General features: G+C 68.2%; 23 protein-coding genes. 11 read left to right on the plus strand and 12 right to left on the minus strand.

Features of this window, described 5'->3' with window-relative positions; all coding sequences use genetic code 11:
• Positions 1–6: 6 nt before the first annotated feature.
• Positions 7–1,125 carry an acyl-CoA dehydrogenase family protein gene (locus tag D5S18_RS01750; RefSeq protein ID WP_120037199.1) on the minus strand — a complete coding sequence of 373 codons (1,119 nt, stop codon included), beginning with the start codon at positions 1,123–1,125 and terminating at the stop codon, positions 7–9.
• Between the two features lie 9 nt (positions 1,126–1,134).
• A complete protein-coding gene (locus D5S18_RS01755; protein ID WP_120037201.1) occupies positions 1,135–2,307 on the minus strand; it encodes an acyl-CoA dehydrogenase family protein in 1,173 nt (390 codons plus the stop codon).
• Positions 2,308–2,542: 235 nt separating this feature from the next.
• Here D5S18_RS01755 and D5S18_RS01760 point away from each other — a divergent pair, with 235 nt between their 5' ends.
• Positions 2,543–3,397: a hypothetical protein gene (locus D5S18_RS01760; RefSeq protein WP_120037202.1), complete on the plus strand. Its 855-nt coding sequence runs from the start codon at positions 2,543–2,545 to the stop codon at positions 3,395–3,397.
• 55 nt (positions 3,398–3,452) lie between these two features.
• Here the strand turns inward: D5S18_RS01760 and D5S18_RS01765 are convergent, their stop codons facing one another.
• Positions 3,453–4,349 (minus strand): SMP-30/gluconolactonase/LRE family protein, encoded by an 897-nt coding sequence (locus tag D5S18_RS01765; RefSeq protein ID WP_239003468.1) that lies wholly within the window; start codon positions 4,347–4,349, stop codon positions 3,453–3,455.
• Between the two features lie 103 nt (positions 4,350–4,452).
• Here D5S18_RS01765 and D5S18_RS01770 point away from each other — a divergent pair, with 103 nt between their 5' ends.
• The 5 genes from D5S18_RS01770 to D5S18_RS01790 are packed head-to-tail and all read left to right on the plus strand — an operon-like array spanning position 4,453 to position 8,220.
• Positions 4,453–5,175 (plus strand): alpha/beta hydrolase, encoded by a 723-nt coding sequence (locus D5S18_RS01770; RefSeq protein ID WP_120037206.1) that lies wholly within the window; start codon positions 4,453–4,455, stop codon positions 5,173–5,175.
• 32 nt (positions 5,176–5,207) lie between these two features.
• Positions 5,208–5,597, plus strand: coding sequence for a hypothetical protein (locus D5S18_RS01775; protein WP_120037209.1), 390 nt, complete (start codon positions 5,208–5,210; stop codon positions 5,595–5,597).
• The gene (locus D5S18_RS01780; protein ID WP_120037211.1) at positions 5,590–6,885 is read left to right on the plus strand and encodes a PPE domain-containing protein; all 1,296 of its coding nucleotides are present in this window, start codon (positions 5,590–5,592) and stop codon (positions 6,883–6,885) included. The genes D5S18_RS01775 and D5S18_RS01780 overlap by 8 nt, the downstream gene beginning before the upstream one ends.
• On the plus strand, positions 6,867–7,631 hold the full coding sequence (locus D5S18_RS01785; RefSeq protein ID WP_239003469.1) for an ESX secretion-associated protein EspG: 765 nt from the start codon (positions 6,867–6,869) through the stop codon (positions 7,629–7,631). The genes D5S18_RS01780 and D5S18_RS01785 overlap by 19 nt, the downstream gene beginning before the upstream one ends.
• Positions 7,632–7,689: 58 nt before the next feature.
• The gene (locus D5S18_RS01790; protein WP_120037215.1) at positions 7,690–8,220 is read left to right on the plus strand and encodes a gamma carbonic anhydrase family protein; all 531 of its coding nucleotides are present in this window, start codon (positions 7,690–7,692) and stop codon (positions 8,218–8,220) included.
• Between the two features lie 3 nt (positions 8,221–8,223).
• Here the strand turns inward: D5S18_RS01790 and D5S18_RS01795 are convergent, their stop codons facing one another.
• A complete protein-coding gene (locus tag D5S18_RS01795; RefSeq protein WP_120037217.1) occupies positions 8,224–8,865 on the minus strand; it encodes a phosphoribosyltransferase in 642 nt (213 codons plus the stop codon).
• Between the two features lie 98 nt (positions 8,866–8,963).
• On the opposite strand from D5S18_RS01795, the gene D5S18_RS01800 reads away from it, so the two are divergent.
• Complete coding sequence (locus D5S18_RS01800; protein ID WP_120037219.1) at positions 8,964–10,742, plus strand: DEAD/DEAH box helicase; 1,779 nt, start codon at positions 8,964–8,966, stop codon at positions 10,740–10,742.
• A gap of 91 nt (positions 10,743–10,833) precedes the next feature.
• Positions 10,834–14,133, plus strand: coding sequence for a bifunctional RecB family nuclease/DEAD/DEAH box helicase (locus tag D5S18_RS01805; protein WP_120037221.1), 3,300 nt, complete (start codon positions 10,834–10,836; stop codon positions 14,131–14,133).
• Between the two features lie 23 nt (positions 14,134–14,156).
• On the opposite strand, the gene D5S18_RS01810 is transcribed toward D5S18_RS01805, so the two are convergent.
• Positions 14,157–15,344 carry an amino acid deaminase/aldolase gene (locus D5S18_RS01810; protein WP_439651071.1) on the minus strand — a complete coding sequence of 396 codons (1,188 nt, stop codon included), beginning with the start codon at positions 15,342–15,344 and terminating at the stop codon, positions 14,157–14,159.
• Between the two features lie 69 nt (positions 15,345–15,413).
• Positions 15,414–15,953, minus strand: coding sequence for a TetR family transcriptional regulator (locus tag D5S18_RS01815; protein WP_120037226.1), 540 nt, complete (start codon positions 15,951–15,953; stop codon positions 15,414–15,416).
• Between the two features lie 388 nt (positions 15,954–16,341).
• On the opposite strand from D5S18_RS01815, the gene D5S18_RS01820 reads away from it, so the two are divergent.
• A complete protein-coding gene (locus D5S18_RS01820) occupies positions 16,342–17,088 on the plus strand; it encodes a tyrosine-protein phosphatase (RefSeq protein WP_120037228.1) in 747 nt (248 codons plus the stop codon).
• Positions 17,089–17,097: 9 nt separating this feature from the next.
• Here D5S18_RS01820 and D5S18_RS01825 read toward each other — a convergent pair whose 3' ends face one another.
• From D5S18_RS01825 to D5S18_RS01850, 6 genes are all read right to left on the minus strand, one after another.
• Positions 17,098–18,336, minus strand: a complete 1,239-nt coding sequence (locus tag D5S18_RS01825; protein ID WP_120037230.1) for a class I adenylate-forming enzyme family protein — start codon at positions 18,334–18,336, stop codon at positions 17,098–17,100.
• Between the two features lie 77 nt (positions 18,337–18,413).
• On the minus strand, positions 18,414–19,208 hold the full coding sequence (locus D5S18_RS01830) for an enoyl-CoA hydratase/isomerase family protein (RefSeq protein WP_120037232.1): 795 nt from the start codon (positions 19,206–19,208) through the stop codon (positions 18,414–18,416).
• Between the two features lie 46 nt (positions 19,209–19,254).
• The gene (locus tag D5S18_RS01835) at positions 19,255–19,725 is read right to left on the minus strand and encodes a hypothetical protein (protein ID WP_147403813.1); all 471 of its coding nucleotides are present in this window, start codon (positions 19,723–19,725) and stop codon (positions 19,255–19,257) included.
• A gap of 209 nt (positions 19,726–19,934) precedes the next feature.
• Positions 19,935–20,399, minus strand: a complete 465-nt coding sequence (locus D5S18_RS01840; RefSeq protein WP_120037236.1) for a hypothetical protein — start codon at positions 20,397–20,399, stop codon at positions 19,935–19,937.
• A 32-nt stretch (positions 20,400–20,431) separates the two neighbouring features.
• On the minus strand, positions 20,432–21,163 hold the full coding sequence (locus tag D5S18_RS01845) for a hypothetical protein (RefSeq protein ID WP_120037238.1): 732 nt from the start codon (positions 21,161–21,163) through the stop codon (positions 20,432–20,434).
• 37 nt (positions 21,164–21,200) lie between these two features.
• The gene (locus D5S18_RS01850; protein ID WP_120037240.1) at positions 21,201–22,325 is read right to left on the minus strand and encodes a hypothetical protein; all 1,125 of its coding nucleotides are present in this window, start codon (positions 22,323–22,325) and stop codon (positions 21,201–21,203) included.
• A 154-nt stretch (positions 22,326–22,479) separates the two neighbouring features.
• Here D5S18_RS01850 and D5S18_RS01855 point away from each other — a divergent pair, with 154 nt between their 5' ends.
• Positions 22,480–23,484, plus strand: a complete 1,005-nt coding sequence (locus D5S18_RS01855; protein ID WP_120037242.1) for a glutathione S-transferase family protein — start codon at positions 22,480–22,482, stop codon at positions 23,482–23,484.
• Positions 23,485–23,536: 52 nt separating this feature from the next.
• Positions 23,537–24,256, plus strand: coding sequence for a hypothetical protein (locus D5S18_RS01860; protein WP_120037244.1), 720 nt, complete (start codon positions 23,537–23,539; stop codon positions 24,254–24,256).

Below are 24,256 nucleotides of genomic sequence, written 5' to 3' on the forward strand. Positions count from 1 at the left end.
CGCCCGCTACAGCTCCGGTAGCAGGTAGTCGCCGACCCTGGTGCTCAGCACGCGGCTGTGCTCCAGGTCCCCGCCGAGCGTGCGCCCGATCGCGGTCAGCCGGGCCACGTAGTGGCCGACCGGATATTCGGCGGTGACGCCGATACCGCCGTGCATCTGGATCGCCTCCTGCCCGATGTGGCGCGCCGCGCGCCCCACCTGCAACCTGGCGCGCGAGGAGAGCACCGGATCGGTGGCGCCGTCGGCGAGCGCGGCGGTGGCGTACAGGCTCATGCTGCGCGCCAACTCCAGGGAGACGTACATATTCGCGGCCCGCTGGGTGAGGGTCTGGAATTTGGCCAGCGGCACACCGAACTGCTTGCGCGTCTTGAGGTATTCGGCGGTGAGGCGCAGCGACTCCTCCATCGCGCCGACGGATTCGGCGCACAGGCTCGCCTGCGCGCACGCCTCGATGGCCGCCAACGCCCGGCTGCCCTCGCCCGCGCCGAGCAATTCGGCGGGCGCGGCGTCGAATTGGATCTGCGCGCCGCGCCGCCCGTCCACCGTGCGGTACGGCGTGCGGGTCGCCGCAGCGGCTTGCACCAGGAACAACCCGATCCCGCCACCGGGCAGCGTCGCGCTCACCACGAGCCTGTCGGCGCAATCGCCGTGCGGCACCGGATTCTTCACACCCGTGAGCGTGTACCAGTCGCCCTGCTCGACGGCGGTGGTGGCCAGGTCCGTCGCGGGCCAGCGCACACCGGGCTCGCTGTGGGCGAAGGCGAGCAGCACCTCGCCCGCGGCGACCTCGGGCAGTACGGTGCGCCGCTGCTCGGCGGTGCCCGCCGCGGCGATGAGGCCACCCGGCACCAGCACGGCGTCCAGGATCGGCTCGGGGGCCAGCCTGCGGCCCACCTCCTCGAGCACCACCATGGTCTCCACCGGACCCGCGCCGACGCCGCCGTCCTCCTCGGTGAAACTCAGTCCGAGCACGCCGAGTTCGGCCAACTGCCGCCACACGTCGCGGCTCCAGCCCAATTCGGTATCGGTGACCTCGAGCCTGGACTCCGGGTCATAGTTGCGGGCCAGCAGTTCGCGCACCGTGTCGCGCAGCATGACCTGTTCTTCGGTGAGTTCGAAATCCATTGTCGTGCCTCACAATCCAAGGATCGTGGAGGCGATGATGGTGCGCTGCACCTCGCTCGAACCTCCGTAGATGGTCGTCTTGCGGTAGTTCAGGTAGCCGGGGCCGCTGCGCTGTGCCCAATCGGGCGAGGCGATATCGTCCGCGTCGACCGGCAGCGCGTCCTCGCCGGCGATATCGAGCAGCAGTTCGGTGGCGGCCTGCTGCAATTCCGAACCGCGCAGCTTGAGCACCGAGGAGGCCGGATTCGGCTTGCCGTCACTGGAATTGGAGACCACCCGCAACTGGGTCAGTTCCAGCGCCAGCAGTTCGTTCTCGAGTTCGGCGACCCTGGCGGCGAAGACCGGATCGGCGAGCAGCGTGCCGGATCCGGATCTGGTCCGCGCCGCGTACTCTTTCGCGACACCGATCTTGACCTTGGTGCGACCGACACCGGTAATGCCGGTGCGCTCGTTGCCGAGTAGGAATTTCGCGTAGGTCCAGCCCTTGTTCTCCTCGCCGACCAACTGATCGGCGGGCACCCGGACATTCTCGAAGAAGACCTCGTTCACCTCGTAGCCGCCGTCGATCAGCTTGATCGGGCGCACAGTGACACCGGGCGATTTCACATCGAAGAGCAGGAAGGAGATGCCCGCCTGCTTCTTCGAGGCGCCCGGATCGGTGCGCACCAGAGCGAAGATCCAGTCGGCGTACTGGGCCAGGGTGGTCCAGATCTTCTGGCCGTTGACGATGTAGGAGTCACCGTCGCGCACCGCCGTGGTGCGCAGCGAGGCCAGGTCCGATCCGGCGTCGGGCTCCGAGAAGCCCTGGCACCACCAGATATCCAGCGCGGCGGTGGCGGGCAGGAAGCGCTGCTTGATCTCCTGCGAGCCGAAGTGGGCGATCACCGGGCCGACCATCTGGGCGTTGAACGTCAGCGGTTCGGGCACCGAGGCCAACTGCATCTCGTCCTGCCAGATGTGGCGCTGCATGGGCGTCCAGTCCTTGCCGCCCCACTCGACCGGCCAGTTCGGCACGGCCAGTCCGTGGTCGTTGAGGATCCTGTGGGCGGTGACGACATCCGCGCGCGAGAGCTCGCGGCCGTATTTGACGCGCTCACGGATCTCCGCCGGAATCTCGGTGCGGTAGAACGTGCGCAATTCGTCGCGGAACGCGACTTCCTCGGGGGACAAGACTATTTTCATACACGACTCCCAGTGTGTCTCGTACGTCCTCGTCCAACCTACCCCCCGGTAATCTGGCACTGTCGCCGGGATCACGCGCGGTGAAACACCCCTACCGCCGCCAACTCGAGACCTCGGACCGGCGCGATGACGCCTCGCCTGGTAGCTTCTCGGAAAACTGCGGATCGGGGTCCGCAGGTTCGGCGCCCTCGGAATCGGGTGATCCGAACTCGAGTTCGGTGAACAAGGAGTACGTGTGAACGGCAGAACCCTCGCGCGCGCCGCGGCGGCAGTCACCTCCCTCGGCGTCGGCGCGGTTCTGACCCTCTCCGGCACGGCCGCGGCCGCGCCCGAACCCACGCCCCCGCCCACGCCTGCCGAATCCGGACTGACCAAACTCGGCGAGATCGCCGAGAAGGACCCGGACAAACAGGCGGGCGTCGAAGCGCTGCGGCAGTACACCAGGCTGGTCACCATCGCCGCCGGGCAGAACATCGGATCGGCCTACATACCGTTCGCCTACGCCGCACCCACTTTCGGCTGCGGCAGCAACGGCCCCATCACCACGGTCATCGCCGCCGTCACCACGACCGGCCCCAATGCGGACGAGGGCCGCGCCCCCGATCCGGGCACCCTGCGCTTCAGCGCCACTCCCGGACATCCGGGCCTGCCGCTGTCGTCCGGACTCACCGTCGCGTGGGTCAATATGAATACCGGCGCGAGCGGGATCGACGCGCTCGACGATGTCACCGAGTACCGGCTGCCCTCGCTGTCCAAGACCGTCAACAGCGGACCGGGCACCGTCCTCGCCTCGATGTGGGGCACCATCAACTTCCCCGGCGCGCTCTGCGTCATGACCCCCACCGTCGGCACATTCGCGGTGCCCGACGTCCCGGTCGAGGCCGCGCCCGCTCCCGCCCCCACCGAACAGTTCGGCGCGCCAGGGCCGGATGTCCACATCACCGGCACCACCGCCCCGCAACCGGGGAGCCCCCAACCGGCGCCCGAACCGCAGATCGCGCAACCCGCGCTCGCGGAAACCCAGCCCGCACCCGCCGCCGCCCGTCCGCAACCCCCGGCGGCGGCCTCGGTGGATCAGCACACCAACTGAATCCCGGCCACGTGCCAAACTGTCCGCTCGATTGGGCTGATAGCCCGGTGCATCGCTATGCCTCGGGCAGATGTATCCGCAGGATATTTCCGCTCTCGGTGCCGACGAGCAGTTCGCCGGGACGGTCGGGGCGGGCAGCGGCGGAGGTCATCGGCTCGCCGCGCAGGATGGTGCAGGTCGCGCCGGTGCGCGGGTCGACGCGGACCAGTTGACCGGAAATCGTGGTGACGGTGAGGGTTCCGGCAGCGTCGAGGATCATGTCGTCGGCGAAATCCCCGACTCCGGGCACCGGAGACGGGATTTGGGCCACCACGCTCGCCGCACCGGGATCGGCGATCGGGATGCGCAGGATCTGACCGAGCGGGCCGCCGTTGGCGCTGACGAGCAGTGCATCACCCTGCACCACAATGCCATTCACGCCCGAATGGACAGCGCGGTCGGTCCAGTCGCGATCGATGGAGCCGTCGCGACGGATGCGCACCACGCCGGAACCGGCGGCGACATACAGGTACCCTTCGGCGTCGAAGGCCGCGCCATTGGGCATGGTCAGTCCGGTGGCGAAGGTCTCCGGATTCGGGGCGGCGGGATCGAAGCGCACGACACTGCCCGCGCCACCGGAACCGGCGAGCGAATCACCGGAATTCACATACAGCAGGCCATCGGGGCCGAAACGCGGCGCGCCGGGGGCCTCGACCGGAACCCGCGCAGTCAGCGCGCCCGCGGCGTCATAGCGCTGGACCTCATTGCGATACAGCCGCGCGACCCACAGATTGCCCTGCGCGTCGTAGACCAGATTCTCCGACCAGTCGAGCAGCGGCGTCCCCGATGGCAGCGCGACCTCGACACTCGCCTGCGCGCATCTGGGCGCGGCCGCAGCGACGGGCGTGCCGAAACCCAATGTCAGGGCCAGCAGCGGCGCGAGCGCCAACCATCCACCACGAAAATCTCGCATCACACACCTCGGAATCGCGAACAGATGACCAGGCAGTTTAGCTGTTTCCGCCGCAGATAACCGAAGTCCCCTGTTACACATAAATTTTGGCAAGATTGCCCGCATGCTCTTTTTCGACGGCGCTCGTGGCCGTATGCACTACCGGCGCTGGCCGGTCGAGGACGCCCTGGCCACAGCGGTTCTGCTGCCGGGTATCGGCCAGCACAGCGGCCATTACCACCGCTTCGCCCGCACCCTCACCGCCACCGATATCGAACTGTGGGCCCTGGACACCTCGGGCCACGGCCTGAGCGAAGGCGATCCCGAGAACCCCGGCACACTGGCCGAATTGGTCGCCGACGCGCTGATCCTGGTCGAACTGGCCCGCTCGTCCCGACCGGAGCGCCCCCTATTGCTGATGGGCCATTCCCTGGGCGCGGTGACGGCGCTCGGTCTGCTCGGCGCGGCCGTCCCGGACACGGCCACCGCCACCGATCTGCGCGCTGTCGAAGGCAAATTTCCGGTCACCCCGAGTGTGCCCGCCGAGACGCTGGCCGGTCTGGTGCTCTCCGGCGTGCCCAAACGCGCTCTCGGCGGCGGCACACCCGGCGCACCGGGCACACCGCTGCCGCGCGACCTGCCGATTCTCGCCGTGCACGGCATGGAGGACCGGCGAGCTCCGATAGATGCGATGAAAGTGTGGACTGGCCGCCACGATTGGGTAAGTTTCCTTGAGTACGCCGACGCCGGACACGATCTGCTGCACGAACGCGTGCAGGCACGGGTCGCCGCCGATATCGCGGAGTGGATGCGCGGGGCCGTCGCGGGGTTGGCACGACAGCGGTGAACTGAGCAGGTAGGGCGAGAAGGGGGACGGCAGTGCCGACGAACAACGTTGCCGCGCTGGGCACAGCGGTGGGCGAGGGTCAGCTGTGGATCGATGGCCTGCTGGTCGCCGACGGTGCGCACGAGCGGTGCGCCACCCGCTACGAACAGCTCGCCGATCGAGTCGAGGAGCAGATCCGCATCCTCTCGGCCGCCACCGCCCTACCGGGCTTCGGCGGTTTCGAATCGGGCGATGCGCTGCGGCGCGGCTTCGAGACCAAGGCCGACACCGCGATCGAGCGCTTGCGCGAGTACGCCGCGTCGGCCAGGGAGTTGGCCCAGACCTTCCGCGCGGCGGCCGCCGCCTACACCAGATCCGACGAGGAACTGGCCGCGGCCGTCAAGGCGGCAGGCGCCGAGAATGCCGGAGTGCGCTATGCGTAGGCTGCCGCACACCCACGAGCGGGGCACCAACCAGTTCGTCGATCCCGAATACGCGCCGAGCGTAGAGGTTTTCGACAATCTCACCCACGAGGAGATCCACCGCAAGGTGCAACTGCTCGACCCGTCGGCCCTGGCCGCGGGCAAGCAGGCATGGCACGGGTCCGCGGGCGGATTGGCCGAGGCGGTGGCGCAGGCGCACACCGAGATCCGTGCCGCCATCGCCGACGGTTGGCGCGGCGGCGCCGCCGAGACGGCGGCGGCGACAGTGCGCGATTTCGAGCACACCGGGCAGCGCCTGGCCGATGTCATGGCGGCGGTGGCGCAGCGGCTCGGTCAGGCGGGCGATGCCGCGGAGGCGCTGAAGGCCGCAGTGCCGCAGCCGGCCGACGAGCGGGCCGATCTTTCCGGCGCGCTGCTGAATCCCGCTACCGCCACGGCGAATACGGCCGTGCACAAGGCAGCCGAGGGGGCGCGCCAGGATGTGGTGCAGGCCATGGACAGCATCTATGCCACCGCCTTCCTGTCCTCGGGTACCGGTGTGCCCGCGTTCCCGGACGGCATCGGGATCGACGGACAGTCCGGCGCGCCCGCGAGCGGTGGCCACGGCGTATCGGGAACCGTTGCAGCCCAGCCGATTTCCCATATCGCGGCCACGACATCAGAAGTAGCGAGCGGTTCCGACGCTCCCGAGCGGACGACCGCCGCGGCTGCGCGACCGGCGACGGTCGCCGAGTCCACCGCGACCGAGACTCCCGCGACTCGCGCCGCGGCGGTGAGTTCCGCGACCGCATCGACCGGTGCAGTCACACCGGCCGCCACCCAAATCGCCTCCGCAGCAGCAACTCTCCGCGCAGTGTCCACCAAAACTGCTGGTAAGCAACAATTGTCATCGGCAACACCGGGCACCGCCACCGCTTCGACCAATGTCCAACCGATCCCGCCCATCCCCACGCGTCCAACCCAATCCGAGGACGACAAACGCAAACGCGAGGAGCGCCGCGAGGATTCGGGGCCGACCGGCGACGCCGTCACCGGTGTCGGCGCGGGCGCGATCGGCGGTTTGGTCGGCGGCGCGTTCGCCGCGGCCGAAGCACCCCGTTCCGGGCCGAGCGTGGCCGCCGGTGCGGCACGCGCGGCCCGCGCCGAGGAGGACGACGAGGACGAGGACTACCACTTCGTCGACGACGATCTCACCTTCCTGGAACCGGGCGAGGACGGCACCGACCTGATCGGGTCCATGGATCCGACCACACCGCCGGTGCTGGGTGAGTGGACCGAACTGGAGTGAACTGGACCTTCACCCCCGACCAGTTCGCACTGGCCTGGGACCGCATAGACGGCGACCGCATCCCCTATCCGCTGGCCGTGCGCCTGTCCGCGCGCGACAGCGCCGAGCGCGCGGCCATGCTGCCGGAGCTCACCGCATGGTGCGATGCGCAGGTCGACGCGGATGTGGAGGCCGCGCTGCGGGTGCTCGCCCATCCGACCATCTGCGTGGAGGTCTTCGGTGAGCGAACCGAGGGCGCGGCCATGCGGCCGGTGCGGGTGCTCGGCGCGGCGGCCGGGAATATCTCCGTCACCGCCGCCCAGCGCCCCGGTGCGAGCGTCGAGCGCGGCGGTGAGCTGAGACTGTATGTCGGCGGCGCGAAAACCCTTCCCGCACGGGTGATCTCGGTCCTGCCCGAGAACGCGCCCGGCGGGTCGGAACGACTCGCCGCACCGCTGGCACGGGTCAATGAGGACAGCCGCGACCTGGTCACCGTGCCCGTCTCGGGACCGACCGCATCGGCGCGCATCCGCCGCCTGCTGCGGCAACCCCGTGACGGTATCGGCCAGTTGGTGGTCTCGGTGCGCCACGAGGCCGAATTGCGACCCTTCGGCGTGCTGTGCTGGATCGATGTCGCGGGCGACGGCCGCTACGCGGTGCGCACCGGTGGCGATGTGGATATCACTCCCGTCACCGCGGAGGCGTTCACCGCCGCGCTGCGCCCCATGATCGTCGCGGCGGCCCGCAGCGTCGAGGATCAGCACTGAGTTCGAGCACCGAGTCGCCATCCGGCGCCGCCCCCTATCGCCGGGATACGGTGGGGCAATGCCGCTTTACGAATTCGAAGGCAAACGGCCGCAGGTGGACCCGACCGCGTTCATCGCGCCCACCGCGACCCTGATCGGGGATGTGCGGGTGGAGGCGGGGGCCTCGGTCTGGTACGGCGCGGTGCTGCGGGCCGATCTCGCGCCGATCATCCTCCGCGCGGGCGCGAATGTGCAGGACAACGCGGTGCTGCACGTGCCACCGGAGGTCGCGGTGGAGATCGGCCCCGGCGCCACCATCGCGCACGGCGTGGTCTTCCACGGCGCGGTGCTCGGTGCGAAATCCATTGTCGGCAACGGCAGTACGGTGCTGGACGGGGCGAAGATCGGTGCCGGTGTCATGCTCGCGGCGCATTCGCTGGTGCAGCCGGGCACGGTCATCCCCGATGATGTCCTGGCCGCGGGCGCGCCCGCCACGGTGCGCAAGACACTCGAGCCGGGCAGTTCGGCCGAACTGTGGGTGCAGACCAATCCGGATTTCTATATCGAGCTGGCGCGCAGGCACCGCGACGGGATCACCGAGGTGCGGTGAGCGTCAGCGCGGCGCGGCGGTGCCGCCGAGCAGGGCACGCACCTCTTCGTCGTCGAGCTGGTGGAAATCCCGGTAGGCCATGCCGACACCGCCGAGCGTGCGCGGCACCATCGGGCAGATCACCTCGTCGGCCGCGGACTCGATCCGCCGCAGCGCCTCCCCGGAGGACACCGGGACGGCGACGACCAGCCGCTGTGGCCGCGCCGCCCTGGCCACCCGGCAGGCGACCAGCACGGTCGCGCCGGTGGCCATGCCGTCGTCCACGATGATCACCGTGCGTCCGGCGCGCGGCACCGGCGCGCGGTCCCCGCGCAGCACCGCGCGCCGCCGCTGCATCTCCCGCAGCTCGGCAGCCTCGATCTCGGCGAACTGTTCCGGAGTTATCCCGGTGTGCCCCAACACATCCGAGTTGAGCACTCGCACCCCGCCCTCACCGATGGCCCCCATGGCCAGCTCCGGCTGCCACGGCAGGCCCAGTTTGCGGACCAGCAGAATATCGAGTTCGCCCCCGATGACCTCGACCACCCCCGCCGCCACCGGCACACCGCCGCGCGGCAATCCGAGCACCAGCGGCCACGCCGCGCGCAGGTGTAACAATTCCTTACCCAGCGCGCGCCCGGCGGACGCCCGATCGGTGTAGATCATCGATTCCGAACGCTACTCCGCCCGTCACGCAGTTGCGTAGGTCTCACCGATCGGGGCCGTGCCGACGTGATCGGGACGACACAGTAAACTCCTGGTCAATGAGCACCAATGAGGTCGACAGCGTTCCTGGCGACGAGAACCAGGAGACGACCGGCCCCTCCTTCGCCGATCTCGGAATCGATGACCGCGTCCTGGCGGCCATCGCCGATGTCGGTTACGAATCGCCGTCTCCGATCCAGGCCGCGACGATTCCGCCACTGCTGGAGGGCCACGATGTGGTCGGCCTCGCGCAGACCGGCACCGGAAAGACCGCCGCGTTCGCTATCCCCATCCTGATGGGGCTGCAGGCGGTCGGGAAGGCGCCGCGCGCATTGGTGCTCGCGCCCACCAGGGAGTTGGCCATTCAGGTGGCCGAGGCGTTCGGCCGCTACGCCACGCATATGCCCGGTATTCACGTGCTGCCGATCTACGGCGGCCAGAGCTACGGCGTGCAGCTGTCCGGGTTGCGCCGGGGCGCGCAGGTCGTGGTCGGCACGCCGGGCCGGGTGATCGACCACCTGGAGAAGGGCACGCTGGACCTGTCACAGTTGCAGTACCTGGTGCTCGACGAGGCCGACGAGATGCTGAAGATGGGGTTCCAGGAGGATGTGGAGCGCATCCTCGCCGACACCCCGTCCGACAAGCAGGTGGCGCTGTTCTCGGCCACCATGCCCGCGGCGATCCGCAAGATCTCCAAGCAGTATCTGCATGATCCGATCGAGATCACGGTCAAGTCCAAGACCACGACCAACACCAATATCACCCAGCGCTGGGTGCAGGTGTCGCATCAGCGCAAACTCGACGCGCTGACCAGAATCCTCGAGGTCGAATCCTTCGAGGCCATGATCATCTTCGTGCGCACCAAACAGGCCACCGAGGAGTTGGCCGAGAAGTTGCGGGCGCGCGGGTTCTCGGCGGCCGCCATCAATGGCGATATCGCGCAGGCCCAGCGCGAGCGGACCATCGGCCAGCTCAAGCAGGGCGCACTCGACATCCTGGTCGCCACCGATGTCGCCGCCCGCGGCCTGGATGTGGACCGCATCTCGCATGTCGTCAACTACGACATCCCGCACGACACCGAGTCCTATGTGCACCGCATCGGCCGCACCGGCCGGGCGGGCCGCTCCGGTGAGGCGCTGCTGTTCGTCGCGCCGCGTGAGCGTCACCTGCTCAAAGCGATCGAGCGGGCCACCCGCCATCCGCTCGAAGAGATGCAACTGCCCAGCGTCGAGGATGTCAACGCCCAGCGTGTGGCCAAATTCGGCGACGCGATCACCGAGAATCTGGCCTCGGCGAATCTGCCGCTGTTCCGCAAGCTGATCGAGGACTACGAGCGCGAGCACAATATCCCGCTGGTGGATATCGCCGCCGCGCTCGCGATCGGCTCCTACGACGGCGACAACTTCTTCATGGAGCCCGAACCGGAACCCGAACGCCGGGAGCGGATGCCCCGCGAGCGCGCGCCGCGCCGCTTCGAGGGCGAGGAGCGCCCGCAGCATCATCGCGGCACCGGCGAGGAGTTGGCCACCTATCGGATCAGCGTCGGCAAGCGGCACCGGGTGGTGCCCGGCGCGATCGTCGGCGCGATCGCCAACGAGGGCGGCCTGCGACGCAGCGATTTCGGCCATATCAGCATCCGGCCCGACCACAGCCTGGTCGAATTGCCCGCGCAGTTGTCGGCGGAGACGCTGGAGGCATTGCGGCGCACCAGAATCGGCGGTGTACTGATCCAGTTGCAGTTGGATTCGGGACCGCCCGGACACCGTTCGCTGACCAGGGGTCCGCGCCGGGACCGCGACGGCGGCAAGCGTCCGGAGCGGCGCAAACCGCGCTCCTGAACGGGGTTGCCTCGGGGCCGACGCGGGTGCACAACGAGCGCTAGCTAAGGTGTTGCCATCCGGTGTACCGCGACACACAGGAGGGGCGCGTTTGTTCGTGTTCGGTGATCGTGTCGTCTGCACCGCCGTCGACCTGGTGCGCGCGGCGCGCTGCGAATTCGCGCTGTTGCGCGCCCTCGATCGGCAACTGGGCACCCTGGCCGACGGGTTCGAGGTGATCGATCCGGCGGGTCCGGAACCTCCCGTCCCCTATGGCGATTCACGCGAACCCGCCGAACTCCGCCTGGCCGAACTTCGCGACAGATTCGCCGGAGCGATGGTGGAGATTCGGCCCGCGCCACCATCGGCGGATCCGGCGGCGCGGGTGGCCGCGCTGCGGGCCGCGCACACCGAGACCGTGGCCGCGCTGCGGACGGGCGTGCACGTGGTGCGCGGGGCCACCTTCTTCGACGGACGTTTCGCGGCCGATTGCGAATTCCTGGTCCGGGCCGGACATCGGGTCCGCTACACCGCGCAGGGCAGCGCGCCCGGATCCGCCGACCGGGTGGGCGCCGCACTCGAATTGGCCGCCTGCGCGGCCGGTCTGGAACATGCGGGCGCGCTGACCGCCCCGATGGTCCGCCTCTACCTCGGCGATGTGGCCACCGACTATCCGCTCGACGACCTGCTACCGATCCATCGAACGCGCAGACGCCGAGTCGAACGCATCCTCGAGGAGAAGCTGAGCGAGCTGCTGCCCGCGCAATGGGGCGACCGGCGCTACCTGGCCTGCGGACGCTGTCGCGAATGCGTCACGGCCATCGAGAACGCCCGCGACCTGTATCTGGTGGCGGGCATGGGGAATTCCGCGCGCGCCCGGCTGCGCGCGGCGGGCGTGCACACCATCGAGCGGCTGGCCGCGAAGGCGGAGCCCGTGTCGGGTCTGTCCCCGCGCACCTTCGCCGCGCTGCGCCGCCAAGCCGAGATCCAATTGCGCGACACCGAATCCGCGACCCCCGCGCACACACTGATCGACGCCATCGCGCTCGGCGCGCTGCCACCCGCCTCCCCCGGCGATCTGGCGTTGACCGTCACCGGCGAGGTCGTGGAGGTGGGCGCGAGCGACGGGGTGCGGCTCGCGGTGCGGGCGGGACGGGCGCTGCCCGCCGTCCTCGACCTCATCGCCGAACAGCGGCAACGTCATCCGGATATGCACGTCTACCACTACGCCGCCACCATTCGCACCGATCTGCTCGTCCACACCGCCTCGGCGGGCGTCGGCGAGGAGTTCCTGGACGAACTGCTGCGGGCGGGCGTGCTGATCGACCTGTACCCGATCGTGCGTTCCGCCCTGCTGGTCGGCGCGACCTCCTACGAGTTGGCGGCGCTGCGCCCACTGCTCCCGAATTCGTCGCCGCCCGAACGCGATTGCGTCGTCGCGCTGCGGCTGCGCGACTGGTTGCTGGCCCGCGCCGCCGCGCCGCGCCCCGATCTGCCGGTGATGGCCTGCGCCGGGTCCTGGTGCCTGGTTCCCGGCCCCGAGGAGCCGGAAGCGGCGCTGCCGCAGCGCCCGTCCTCCGTCGAGGCGGCCCTCACCGAATTCGTGACCGTCCAGACGAATCCGCGCCAGGAGCATCATCCCGCCGCCGTCACCGCCGCGGCCCTCGGCTACCACCGCCGCGAGCGCAGGCCGCTGTGGCTGGCCCATATCGACCGGCTCGGCCATCCCGTCGACGAATGGGTCGACGCGCCGGGCGTTCTGGTGGCCGAATGGGGCACCGTCGACACCAAGTGGCACCGCGCCCCGCACCGGCAGACCATGCGCCGCTACCTGACCCTCACCGGACGCATCGGCACCGGCGGTGAAACCCAGCAGGCGCTGGCCCCCGGCGCGACGGTGCACACCTTCTACGATCGCCCCGCCGCGGCGGGCATGGTCACCGCGATCGGCCGCCGAGCCACCGCGACGGCCACCGTGCTCGGCTGTTCGGTCGACGCGGAATTCGACGATGTGGTCCGCCTAGAGGAGTTGCTGCCCGAGGGCTGCGAACCCTACGACGAACTGCCGATCGCCATCGCACCCGGCCTGCCCGCCTGGGACGCCAATACCGAAGGCGCGGTCGAATACGCCGCCCAGCAGTTGTTGGCCGCACTCCCCGACATCCCGTACACCGCCCTGTTCGACATCATCGCGCTGCGCCGCCCGCGCCTGCGGCGGGCGCTGTCACTGCCCGAGGTGCACGGCGACCATGCCGCCGCCATCACCGCCGCCGTACGCGACCTCGACGAGTCCTATCTCGCGGTGCAGGGTCCCTCCGGAACCGGCAAGACCGCGACGGCGGCGCGGATCGTGGAACGGCTGGTCACCCGCGACAAATGGCGCATCGGCGTGGTGGCGCGCACGCACAAGGCGGTGGAACATCTGCTCGACGCCGTGGTCCGGATCGGGGTGCTGCCGGAACTGGTGGCCAAACTCGAGGCCGAGGCGGTCAAACCGGAGTGGCTGGTCATCGAGGCGGCCAGGGTGCCGCGCTTCCTGGACAACTGTGTCAACGGCTGCGTGATCGGCGGCCTGCCCACGGATTTCGCCGATGAGACCATCGTGCCCGCGGGCAGACTCGACCTGCTGGTCGTCGCGGACGCGGGCGGTTTCCCGCTCGCCGATACCGCCGCCGTCGCCGTGAGCGCGCGCAACCTGCTGCTGCTCGGCGATCTCGCGCCGGATACCGCGCGCGCCACCCATCCCCAACCCGTCGGCCGCTCGGTGCTGAATTGGTTGGCGCAGGGCCGAGCCACCCTGCCCACCGAACTCGGCTACTTCCTGGATCGCACCTGGCGCATGCATCCCAAAGTGTGCGAGCCGATATCACGGCTGTTCTACGAGCACCGCTTGCGTTCGAATGAAACCGTCACGCTGGCAAGACATCTGGACGGCGTCGCGCCGGGCATCGAGACCGTGCTGGTGGACCACCACGGCAACGGCGCCGAATCCGAGGCCGAGGCGCGCGAGGTGGTGCGCCGGGTGCGCGCGCTGCTCGGCGCGGCCTGGACCATCGGCGCGGTCACCCGACGACTGCATCCGCACGATATCTTCGTCGTCGCACCCTATCCGGCGCAGGTGGGTCTGATTCGAATCCTGTTGGCCCGCGCCAAGATCGAGGATGTGCTGGTCGGCACCGCCGACCGGTTCCGAGGTCGGGAGGCCGCGGTGGTGCTGGTGTCGATGACCACCTCGAGTCCGGCCGACGCGCCGCACGGTATGCCCGCGCTGCTCTCGAACGCGCTCCTGCGGGCCGCGCTGAGTCGGGCCATGTGGAAGGCGATCATCATCCGCTCACCACTGCTGACCGAATACCTGCCGCCGCATACCGACGAATTGGCCGATCTGGCAGGCTTTCTCACGCTGAGCTGACCAGGGGTCCGGGGACCGAAGGATCAGCCGAAGCACTGCCCCTCGCCGCGGTAGGTGGGCACCGTCGCGCGGGCGCCGTCGGCCGCCACCATGTGCAGCCGGTCGAAACGTTCGCACAGTTCGCCCGCCTTCGCATGACGGAACCAGACCCGGTCGCCGATGCGCGATTGCGCCGCGCCGGACAGCGGGGTCTGCACCTCGCCCGCACCCTCGGTGCCGAGCAACCGCAAACCCTTGGGCCACACTGGTTTCGGAACCCGCGCGGGTCCGGTCGGACCGGAGGCGATGTAGCCGCCCGCGAAGACCGTCGCGATGGTCGGAGTCGGCCGACGCAGCACCGAGGTCGCGAAATACAGTGCGGGGCGCGGGGTGAAGGCGCGGTAGTGGTCGAAAAGCGTTGGCACGTAGAGGCCCGAGCCCGCCGTCACCTCGGTGACCTCCGGGTCGGCCGCGCTCACCTCGAGCGATCCGGTGCCGCCGCTGTTGACGATCTCCAGTTTGCCGGTCTCGGATCGCACGGCGTCGAGAACCAGCGTTCTGCGCCTGGTGATTTCGGCGGCGGAGGCCCATTTCACCAGTCGCACCGCGGGATTGGCGTCGGGCAGTCCGGCGATCTGCGCCTCGTAGGTCATCACGCCGAGGACCTCGAAACCGCGCCGCATGGCAGTCGCGGCCAAACGCGCGGCCTGTTCGGGGGTGTGGACGGGTGAGCGGCGCACGCCGAGGTGCAGCGGGCCCAGACGCAGGGAGGCGTCCACGTCGAGACAGACGCGAGGGCGCACCAGGTCGGTGCCGACGGCCGCGCGGATCAGGTCGAGTTGGGTCGGATCGTCGATCATCAGGGTGATGGACCGCAGCAGCGTCGCGTCGGCGGCGAGTTCGGCGAGGGCGGCGCGGTCGACGGTCGGATAGCCGAGCAGAACATCGCGCGCACCGAGGCGGGCCAACCAGATGGCCTCGGCCAGGGAGTAGGACATGATGCCCGCGAATCCGCCGCGTGCGGTGAGTCCGGCGCCGAGCACCTCTTCCAGGACGGCCCGGCACCGCACCGATTTGCTCGCGACCCGCACCGGCACGCCGTTCGCGCGGCGGATCAGGTCGGCGGCATTGGCGCGCAGTGCGGTCAGGTCCAGGGCGGCCAGGGGCGGATCCAGGTCGGCGGTGGCCGCGTGGAGTCCGGCGATCGGCGACGTCTCGGTCACCCTCCCCAGTGAACCATTGAACTGGTCACACGTCCAGCAAAGCGGGTGAGGTCGACCGCCGCGGCGGACGGATCGGACTCAGACCTCGACGGCCTTGGTCGACAGGCTGCTGACCAGGTCGTCCAGCACGACGAGCATGGTCTCGTCATCGCTGTCGGACAGCCAGCGCAGCACCGTGCCCTGCAAAACCGAGACGGTGTAACTCGCGATGGCCTCCACCGGCTCGAGCCACTGCGCGCCGGAGCGATCCGCGCACAGGCGCAGGAAGTCCGCGACCTCGCAGTCCATCTCCCGGAACACCGAAGCGGCAGGATTGCCCTCGGTCGGCGCGGGCTCGGCGAGCGCGGTGTCGGAAAGCCCGGCCGCCGAGTACGCGGCGGCGGCCACCGGCTCGCGCGTCGCCCACCGGCTGCGCAACGCGTTGACGATCCGCTCGTAGGCGCGGATCTGCCCGTCGGGTGCGGCCTTGATCAGCGGCCAGTAGGCACTGACCCCGGCGTGCAGCAGCACCCGCAGGGCGCGCACTCCGGTGATATCGAGCGAGGCCGCGGCCCGCTCGATCGCCTCGCAGATCGTCGGCCGCAGCCGCGTCTCCGTTATTTCTCCACTCGCACTCAACAACGACTCCCTCGGCCCTGCTTTGGAAATCCCCAGCCTGCCCGGTCCAACATTCAGCAACGGTACCCGTTTTACAAGGTTTAAGAATAGGTTCTGCGGGTATTTCCAGACTGGAAGAATGTTTTGTTACCCAAACGGAACAGCTCCGCAACCATCCGGTTGCGGATCTCGACGCTCCGAGACCTCCGTTTGCCTCGGTCCACACCGCCCCGGCGCTGCCCACGCCAGGACATAGACCATCGATCAGTCTATGGAACAACCGCCCGAGAGTGGCAAATCTGTGGGCGACCACACAGCAAACGATCGGCACTAACCGGACATCTCGCCGTGCGCTGTTCGATCCGAGAACGACACCATCGCGATACTGTCGGGCCGCTAGCCTGGATCGGTGACTCTCTCGCCGCCTGCCGATCAATTCGCCGTCTCCGGCACCTTCAACTTCCGCGACACCGGCGGCCTGCGCACCGTCGACGGCGGCAAGACCCGCCGCGGCATCCTGCTGCGCTCCGCCCAACTCACCGGCCTCGACACCGTCGGACAGGCGACACTGCGGGATATGCGCGTCTCCGACGTGCACGATCTGCGCGCCATCCCGGAAATCGACTATCACGGCTCGGATAATCTGCCCGCCGAAATTCGCCTGCACATCACACCATTCGACTCCAGAATGGGACAGCAGCCCCCGCACGAGGCACAGACCGATTCCGCGCGCGAACACATGCACGAGGTCTACCGCATGTTTCCGCTGCTGCCCGAGGCCAATTCGGCCATCGTGCGACTGGCCGATTCGCTGGTCGACGGGGCGGGCGCGGTCCTGGTGCACTGCGCGGCGGGCAAGGACCGCACCGGCTGGGCGGTGGCCAGCATCCTGCGCGCGATCGGCGTCGGCGAGGCCGACGTACTGGCCGACTTCCTGCTCAGCAATGCCGCGGTCCCCTCGCTGCGCACCATGCTCGGCGCGAAACTGTCGGCGGGCGAACAACTCTCCGAGGACATCCTGGGCGTGCGCGAGGAGTACCTCGCCATCGGCACCGCCTCGGCGCTGGCCGCGCACGGCAGCATGGAAGGTTACTTCGCGGCCATCGGATTGACGCCGCAGTTGCGCGAGCGCCTGCGCACCCGCCTGCTCGAATGACCCCGCCGGTCACACGGCGCGCACCAAACCGTCCGCATCGATGCTGACCTGCGCGCCGGTGTGGAACCAGCTTCCGGTGAAACGAGCCTGCGTGGTGGTGGGATCGTCCCAGTAGCGCCGGGTGACATTCGGTCCCCGGCAGAGCAACTCACCGCGACCCGCCGCCGCGCCCGGCCCGGACAACGCCAATTCCGTTCCGCCGAACGGGAATCCGAGCACCCCAGCGCCGAGTTCGCCCGCGAGCCCGATCCCGCAGGTCTCGGTCGCACCCCACACCGACCACTGACGCGCGGCCGGAAACACCGCACGCAGCGCCGACCCCAGCGCCGCGTGATCCATTGCCGCGGCCGCACATTCGGACCGGTGCCCGGCACTGCTCAACCGAACCACCGTCGAAGTCGGCAATCCGTCGGCACGCCGCGCCGACAGCTCCGGCAACAGCCCGGCGAAGATGCGGGGGGTCGCCGAAACCATGTCGATGCGCTCCGCCACCAAGGTTTGCGGGACCGTCGCCGGATCGGGGGCGAGTACGGCGGTGCCGCCGACGGCGAAGGTGGACAGCAACTGGTCCACACAGCCGCTGGCGTGCGCGAGCGGAAGCAGCACCAGATTGCGCAGACCATCGGTCGGCAGTTCCAGCGCCGCGACCATGGAGCGGATCGCGGAGAGCAGATTCTCGTTGGTCAACTCGACACCCTTCGGCCCGGTCGACTTGGCGGCGGTCCCGGTGTAGCAGAGCACGGCCAGATCACCCAGTGCCGCACCATCATCGATGAAAGCCGCGCCGTCGGGCAGTTCGGCCTGCGCGCCGCGACCCGACGACCCGGTGCGGCCGAGAACGAAATCGGCTCGGCTGTCCCGGATCACCCGATCGGCCACCGCGTCGGGCAGGTCGTCGTCCACCAGAACCGGCACCGCGCCGCTGAGCAGCGCGCCGAGGAAGGCGCGCACCCACCGCACCCCGCAGGGCAATCGGATCGCGACCCGGTCACCGAAACCGATGCCGTGCTCCTGCAACCCGCCCGCCACCCGCGCGGCCGAATGCCACAGCTCGCGATAGGTCAGGCGGGGGCCGCCGACCTCGACCACCGCCTCGCGCCGACCGAAGGCATGCACCCGCAGATCCAGCAGTTCGGTCAGCGCCGGAGTCAGATTGCCGTAGCGGAGCACCCCGTCGGCGCCGCGCGAGAGCGGATCGGCAGCCGAACCGCGACGGGACAGCGAGTATTCGACCGGTAACTGCGACATCCGACCTCCGCGCGCCTCGAACCTGCACGCAGCATATGACGCAAGTCACAAGAATCACCGCAAAAGCGGCGAACGTGTCACCGACCCGTGTAACTCGCCTGCCCCGGACCCACCTCGAGGAAGCTGCGCACCGCGCCCTTCAGATCCTCGGATTCGAACAGCACCGCGGACACCTCGGGCGTCACCGAATCCGCGTGCGCCACACCGCCGGAACGCCACGCCGCGATGATCCGCCTGGTGGCGTTGTGCGCCCTGGTCGGACCATCGGCCAGACGGGCCGTGAGATCCCTTGCCGCAGTGTCGACATCGTCGTGCACCGCATTGACCACACCCCACTCCGCCATGGTCGCCGCATCGTAGAGATCGCCGGTCATCACGAATTCGCGCGCGCGACCCGAACCCGCCCGCTCCGCCAGGCGCTGCGGACCGCCCATCGACGGCGTCAGCCCGACCACCGTCTCCACCAAACCGAACTTCGCCTTCGGCGCGGCCAGGATGATGTCGCAGGCCAACGCGATCTCGAGCGCCGCGGTGAGGGTCAATCCGTGCGCGGCGAACACCACCGGACACGGCAGGGCCTCCAGCGGATGAATGATCCGCTCGAGCAGGGCCTGCCACAGCTCGGCGCCCTGCTCCCGCGACAGACCATCGAAAATGTGCACATCCACCCCACCCGAAACCACCCTGCCCTCGGCCCGCAGCAGCAGCGCCCGCGGCGGGCGCGCGCTCAACTCGGCAACATCGGCGATGAGAGTGTCGATCACCGCTTGGTCGAACAGATTCAGCGGCGGATGCGCCAGCGTCAGGGTCGCCACCTCCGCACCCGCCCGAGTCAACGTGCGTTCCAGTCTGGTCGGCTTCGAATCAGTCATGTCCGGAGCCTAAGTGGGAACAGGGTTCGGACAGTAGGTCGAACCGCTATGTGGTGTACAGCTCCACATGGACGAACCGAGTCGTCGCGTCCCGCTCGTCCACCGTGACGACCCGGTGCACCCTCCGCTTGTCCGGGTTCCAATAGACGTCGCCGGCCTGAAGGATTGACGGCGATGTATCCAGCGGCGGACCGGCAATGGCGGCCTCGATGACACGATCAGCCTTCGCCAGCGGCGCTACGAAATTCGATGCTTTCAGCAGCAAAGTAAGACCCTGTTGCTCCGTAGACAGCGCCAGCCGGTACCGCATGTCGATGCCACGATCGAATCGGGCATCGAGAACGGTGACACCCGCAGGGATGACCAGTCCGCCGAATTCCGCGGCCTCCTTGACAGTTTCGGCAACTCCCGCAGTGTGCCCGCGACTCCCCTCCGAATGCCCACCACCACAACCTGTCACACCGACCACCAGGACCAACGCCGCCATCACGCCTCTGAAGGCACCGACCAGCCACACTCGTCGCATTCCGTGCATCAAATACCTCATCGGGTGGGATCACTCCATCGACAGAACTCAACTTGGCAGTATCGGCGGGGGAGCATCGAGCATCGCCCGTCAGAAAGGTTCGGCGGCGGATGCGCCAACGTGAGAATCGCCGCCTCCACGCACGCCGTCGCGTGGATGGATTCCAGCGTTGTCGCGTTCGTTCCAGTCATATCCGGAGCCTAGGTAGTAAATAGCTGCACGTGGACGTAGCGATTCGATGAGTCCCGCTCGTCCACGACAATGACCCGGTTGATCGACCTTCCACCCGGGCGCTGGTATCGGTCGCCGCCCCGCAGAATCGACGGCGAGGTATCCAGCGGCGGACCGGCAATGGTGGTCAAAGGAACGTAATAGACCTTGTCCAACTGCGCCGAGAATTTGGATGCGGTCAGCAGAGCGCCGAGCCCCTGCTGATCGGTAGAAAGCGCCACCTGATACAGCGTGTCGAGGCCGCCAAGGGATCGGGCATCGAGAACGGTCACACCCGCAGGGATGACCAGTCCACCGAATTCAGCGGCCTCCTTGACAGTTTCGGCAACTCCCGCAGTGTGCCCGCGACTCCCCTCCGAATGCCCACCACCACAACCTGTCACACCGACCATCAGGACCAACGCCGCCACGAAACTGGCGAGAGCACCGGGCATCCGTGTTCGCCGAACCCCGCGCATCAAGTACCTCATCGAGTGGGATCACTCCTGTCGCCGTCCCGGCTGTCCTGCGCACCAGGCAAATTGATAGGTCCAGCAGAAGGGACAGCCCCCTCATATCGACGAACGCCGCTCGATCCATCCATGTCGAACTCCCGCGCCAGGCCCGCCGTGTGCAGGGCTCCCATTCGCCTATCCGTCACCGTGATACCGGCGATCTCGGTACTCTTACTACCGTCCCAGTTGTACCGATCATGCACATGCACCTTGTACTCCGCAGTAATGCGCGGATCTGCACCATCGGCCGGCTTGTGGACTGTCACCACACCAGTCGTCGAAAGTTCAATTGCGCCCATCGCGTAGTACCAGTCTTGACTCAACGCAGGAGAGATGTAAAAACCGCCGGGCAGCCATGGCGACTGGAATTGCACCGGGTTCTCGTAGTTGTCGGTAGCCGCTGCTTCGCCGGCAATCCTTCGAATCTCTGTCGCGGCCAACGCATTTGCCGCACTATCAGCGGAGGGTACGTCCCGGAGTAGTTCATCCACATGAGGATCCAAAGTGGTGCCGGTATTGTCGAGGTAGTGGCGCAAATGTCTCGCAGCGTGGGTCAGCCCCTTCGCGTCTGCGGCCACGACCATCTTTGCGGCAACCTCGGCGAAAAGGATGTCGTCGCCACGACTGTAGATGGGTTGCGAGCCCCACGCGCCCTGCCCCGCATCGTTCGGCGGGTGCGGGAGTGGATCAGGAATCGGTGCCATGATTCTTTCGTTTCGTCGATGCCGACAGCGATCGGGGTCAAACCGCGGAGGCTGCGGCGTCTTCCCACCAGACGTTGTTCCCGTACCCGTATCGGCCTGTGCTGTGATCGATGATCACTTTGTCGGGCAGCTCGAATTCGTTCGGGTTGTATGACAGGGCGGTCCGGCCGGGTTCATAGTTCATCGCACCGGCGATCCGCTCGATGGTGGTCGTTATCGCGTCCTTCCTGGCTGCCGCATCCTTTTTCAGCGTTTCGACAGCGGAGGATATTTGGGATTTCATGGAATCCCGCATGGGGCTGTCGAGCAGCAGCGCCCAAACGCCGAGGGGCAAAGTGAAATCGAGGAAGCCAATGGACTTGGTGACCGCACCGAGCAGGCCGATCGACTGGTTGCACACAAGACGTTCGAGGAGCCGCCCGCCGTTCTCCACGATCTTGGCCAGGGTGTCGAGGTCCGTGCTGCGGCCTGCGATCGAATTCCCCAAACTGGTCGCGGTGATTCCGAACGCGTTCGAGGCATCGCCCGTCCAACTGGTTCGCAACCAACTCGCGCCGCCGGAAATATTCTGCGAGGTGACGTAATCGTTGATCCCCAATAAGGCGATCCGCTTTCCGACCCCCTGCAGCGATTCCCAGTCCGCTACGAGTGGGGACAGGTAGTCGGCGACGGGCTTGATGCCGATGGCTCGGCTCAGGGGCTCGTCGTACGGGGTCAAGGTCTCGATAGTCGCGGTGACCACCTGGCGAACCGTGTACTGAGCGTCCTGCACGTCCTGCAAGGTCGGGAGCTGTAGTCCGCCGAAACGCGAGATGCCCTGCGCCGAACTCGTTGCGGCCGTGGCCTGCCCGTCCAGTGTGGCCGTTGCCCGCGAGATGGCCAGAGCGTGCTGTTCGTCGGAGTTCTGGAATTGGTTCGCCGCGGTGCCGAGGTTTGCGGCGAGGGTGTCGAGGACGCCCAGATTGTTCCGATGTGCGCCGGCCAGCGTGCTTTCCAGCTTCTGGACCGATTGCGCCAACACAGCCAACTGCCCGCCCGTCCCGGCAGGGAGCGACAGCGTCGGCAAAAATCGGGCCGCGTTCGCGGAAAAATTGGTACGGACGTCTTGCAGATCCAGCTTGAAGCCGGTGAGTTCGGAGATACCGACAGCGAATTCGACCATTTAGCCCCCCATGTCAACGCAACACACAGTATCGCCCTGCGCAGGCGGCAGGCTAGCACAGTTCGCTCCCGGTTCCTGGCGTTCATCTCTCGGGTGCAGGTGCCGATGAAGTTGCGGCTGAGCCGCGCAGTGGCACGTCTGAAACACTGGGTGGGTGACCACACAGTCGTCTTACGTCGAACCCGGCGAATTCAAGCGCGACACCAATTACATCGATACCCGGATCACGGCCGACGGCCGCGACGGTTACCCGGTCGAACCGCATCGGTATCGCCTGGTCGCCGCGCGGGCCTGCCCGTGGGCCAATCGCACGGTGATCGTGCGCCGCCTACTCGGACTAGAGGGAGTCATCTCGCTAGGGCTGTGCGGACCCACCCACGACAAACTGAGCTGGACCTTCGACCTGGACCCCGGCGGGGTCGACCCGGTCCTCGGCATCCCTCGACTGCGCGACGCCTACCTGAGGCGTTTCCCGGACTATCCGCGCGGTATCACCGTGCCCGCGCTGGTCGACGTGCCCACCGGCGCGGTCGTCACCAACGACTACGCGCGGATGACCCTCGATTTCTCCACCGAATGGACCGCCTACCACCGGCCCGGCGCACCGCAGCTGTATCCCGAGCCGTTGCGCGCGGAGATCGACGAGATCAACGCGGTCGTGTTCCGCGAAGTCAACAATGGGGTGTATCGGTGCGGATTCGCGGGCGCCCAGGACGCCTACGAGGCAGCCTACGACCGCCTCTTCGCCCGACTCGACTGGCTCTCCGAACGCCTCGCGACCCAGCGCTACCTGGTGGGCGACACCATCACCGAAGCCGATGTGCGACTGTTCACCACGCTGGCCCGCTTCGACCCGGTGTACCACGGGCATTTCAAGACCAACCGCAGCAAACTCAGCGAGATGCCGGTGCTGTGGGCCTATGCCCGCGACCTGTTCCAGACCCCCGGCTTCGGCGACACCATCGACTTCGGCCAGATCAAGACGCACTACTACGTGGTGCACGCCGATATCAATCCGACGGGTGTGGTCCCCAAAGGGCCGGACCTGTCCAACTGGCTCACCCCGCACGGCCGGGAAGCCTTGGGCGGCAGGCCGTTCGGCGCGGGCACTCCCCCGCCGCCGCCACCGGAGGCAGAGCGCGTACCGGCCTTCCACTGACCGATGCCATAGAGTTTCAGCAGCGTTTGCGCAGAAATAAGGGGTATTGCCGATGAGTTACGGCGCGTTCGAGAAGACCGTGGTGGCGTTGTTGGAGAACGGGTCACGGTTGCAGGGACCCGCGGTCGCCAGGTATGTCGAGCGGCTGCGGCGCGCCCATCCCGAGGAGCGCCCGGCGCAGCTCATCGAGCGGTTGGAGCGGCAGTTCCTGCTCGCGGTGACCGGCAGCGGCGGCGCGGCGGGGGCCACGGCGGCGGTGCCCGGCGTCGGCACCATCGCCTCGTTGGCCGCGATCACCGCCGAGACCGCGTTCTTCCTGGAGGCGTCGGCGGTGTTCACGCTGGCGGTCGCCTCGGTGCACGGGATCGCGCCGCAGGACAAACAGCAGCGCAGGGCGCTGGTGTTGGCGGTGGTCCTGGGCGATTCGGGCATGCAGATCGTGGAGGGCACGGTCGGTCACTCGGCCAAGAACTGGGGCAGCCTGATGGCCAACCGGATTCCCGGACTCTCGGCGATGAACGACTCGCTGATGAAGCGATTCATCGTGCGTTTCCTCACCAAGCGGATGGCGCTCGCGGCGGGCAAGATCCTGCCCGCCGGGATCGGCGCCGTCATCGGCGGATTCGGCAATCGGGCACTGGGGAAGACCACGATCGCCAACGCGCGCAAAGCATTCGGACCCGCGCCCGCGACCTGGCCCGCCGGGGAGCTGGTCATCGACGCGGATCCGCTGCCCGCGCTGGACGCGCCGCAGCCCCCCGCGGCGCACTGA

The sequence above is a fragment of the Nocardia panacis genome, assembly GCF_003598715.1.
Taxonomy (GTDB): domain Bacteria; phylum Actinomycetota; class Actinomycetes; order Mycobacteriales; family Mycobacteriaceae; genus Nocardia; species Nocardia panacis.

Bases quoted from the DNA above. Each gene is read 5' to 3' on its own strand.
- D5S18_RS01825 (WP_120037230.1), bottom strand. From the start codon at position 18,336: ATGTCGCAGTTACCGGTCGAATACTCGCTGTCCCGTCGCGGTTCGGCT.
- D5S18_RS01830 (WP_120037232.1), bottom strand. From the start codon at position 19,208: ATGACTGATTCGAAGCCGACCAGACTGGAACGCACGTTGACTCGGGCG.
- D5S18_RS01840 (WP_120037236.1), bottom strand. From the start codon at position 20,399: ATGCCCGGTGCTCTCGCCAGTTTCGTGGCGGCGTTGGTCCTGATGGTC.
- D5S18_RS01770 (WP_120037206.1), top strand. From the start codon at position 4,453: ATGCTCTTTTTCGACGGCGCTCGTGGCCGTATGCACTACCGGCGCTGG.
- D5S18_RS01780 (WP_120037211.1), top strand. From the start codon at position 5,590: ATGCGTAGGCTGCCGCACACCCACGAGCGGGGCACCAACCAGTTCGTC.
- D5S18_RS01750 (WP_120037199.1), bottom strand. From the start codon at position 1,125: ATGGATTTCGAACTCACCGAAGAACAGGTCATGCTGCGCGACACGGTG.
- D5S18_RS01795 (WP_120037217.1), bottom strand. From the start codon at position 8,865: ATGATCTACACCGATCGGGCGTCCGCCGGGCGCGCGCTGGGTAAGGAA.
- D5S18_RS01790 (WP_120037215.1), top strand. From the start codon at position 7,690: ATGCCGCTTTACGAATTCGAAGGCAAACGGCCGCAGGTGGACCCGACC.
- D5S18_RS01765 (WP_239003468.1), bottom strand. From the start codon at position 4,349: ATGCGAGATTTTCGTGGTGGATGGTTGGCGCTCGCGCCGCTGCTGGCC.
- D5S18_RS01845 (WP_120037238.1), bottom strand. From the start codon at position 21,163: ATGGCACCGATTCCTGATCCACTCCCGCACCCGCCGAACGATGCGGGG.
- D5S18_RS01860 (WP_120037244.1), top strand. From the start codon at position 23,537: ATGAGTTACGGCGCGTTCGAGAAGACCGTGGTGGCGTTGTTGGAGAAC.
- D5S18_RS01800 (WP_120037219.1), top strand. From the start codon at position 8,964: ATGAGCACCAATGAGGTCGACAGCGTTCCTGGCGACGAGAACCAGGAG.
- D5S18_RS01850 (WP_120037240.1), bottom strand. From the start codon at position 22,325: ATGGTCGAATTCGCTGTCGGTATCTCCGAACTCACCGGCTTCAAGCTG.
- D5S18_RS01755 (WP_120037201.1), bottom strand. From the start codon at position 2,307: ATGAAAATAGTCTTGTCCCCCGAGGAAGTCGCGTTCCGCGACGAATTG.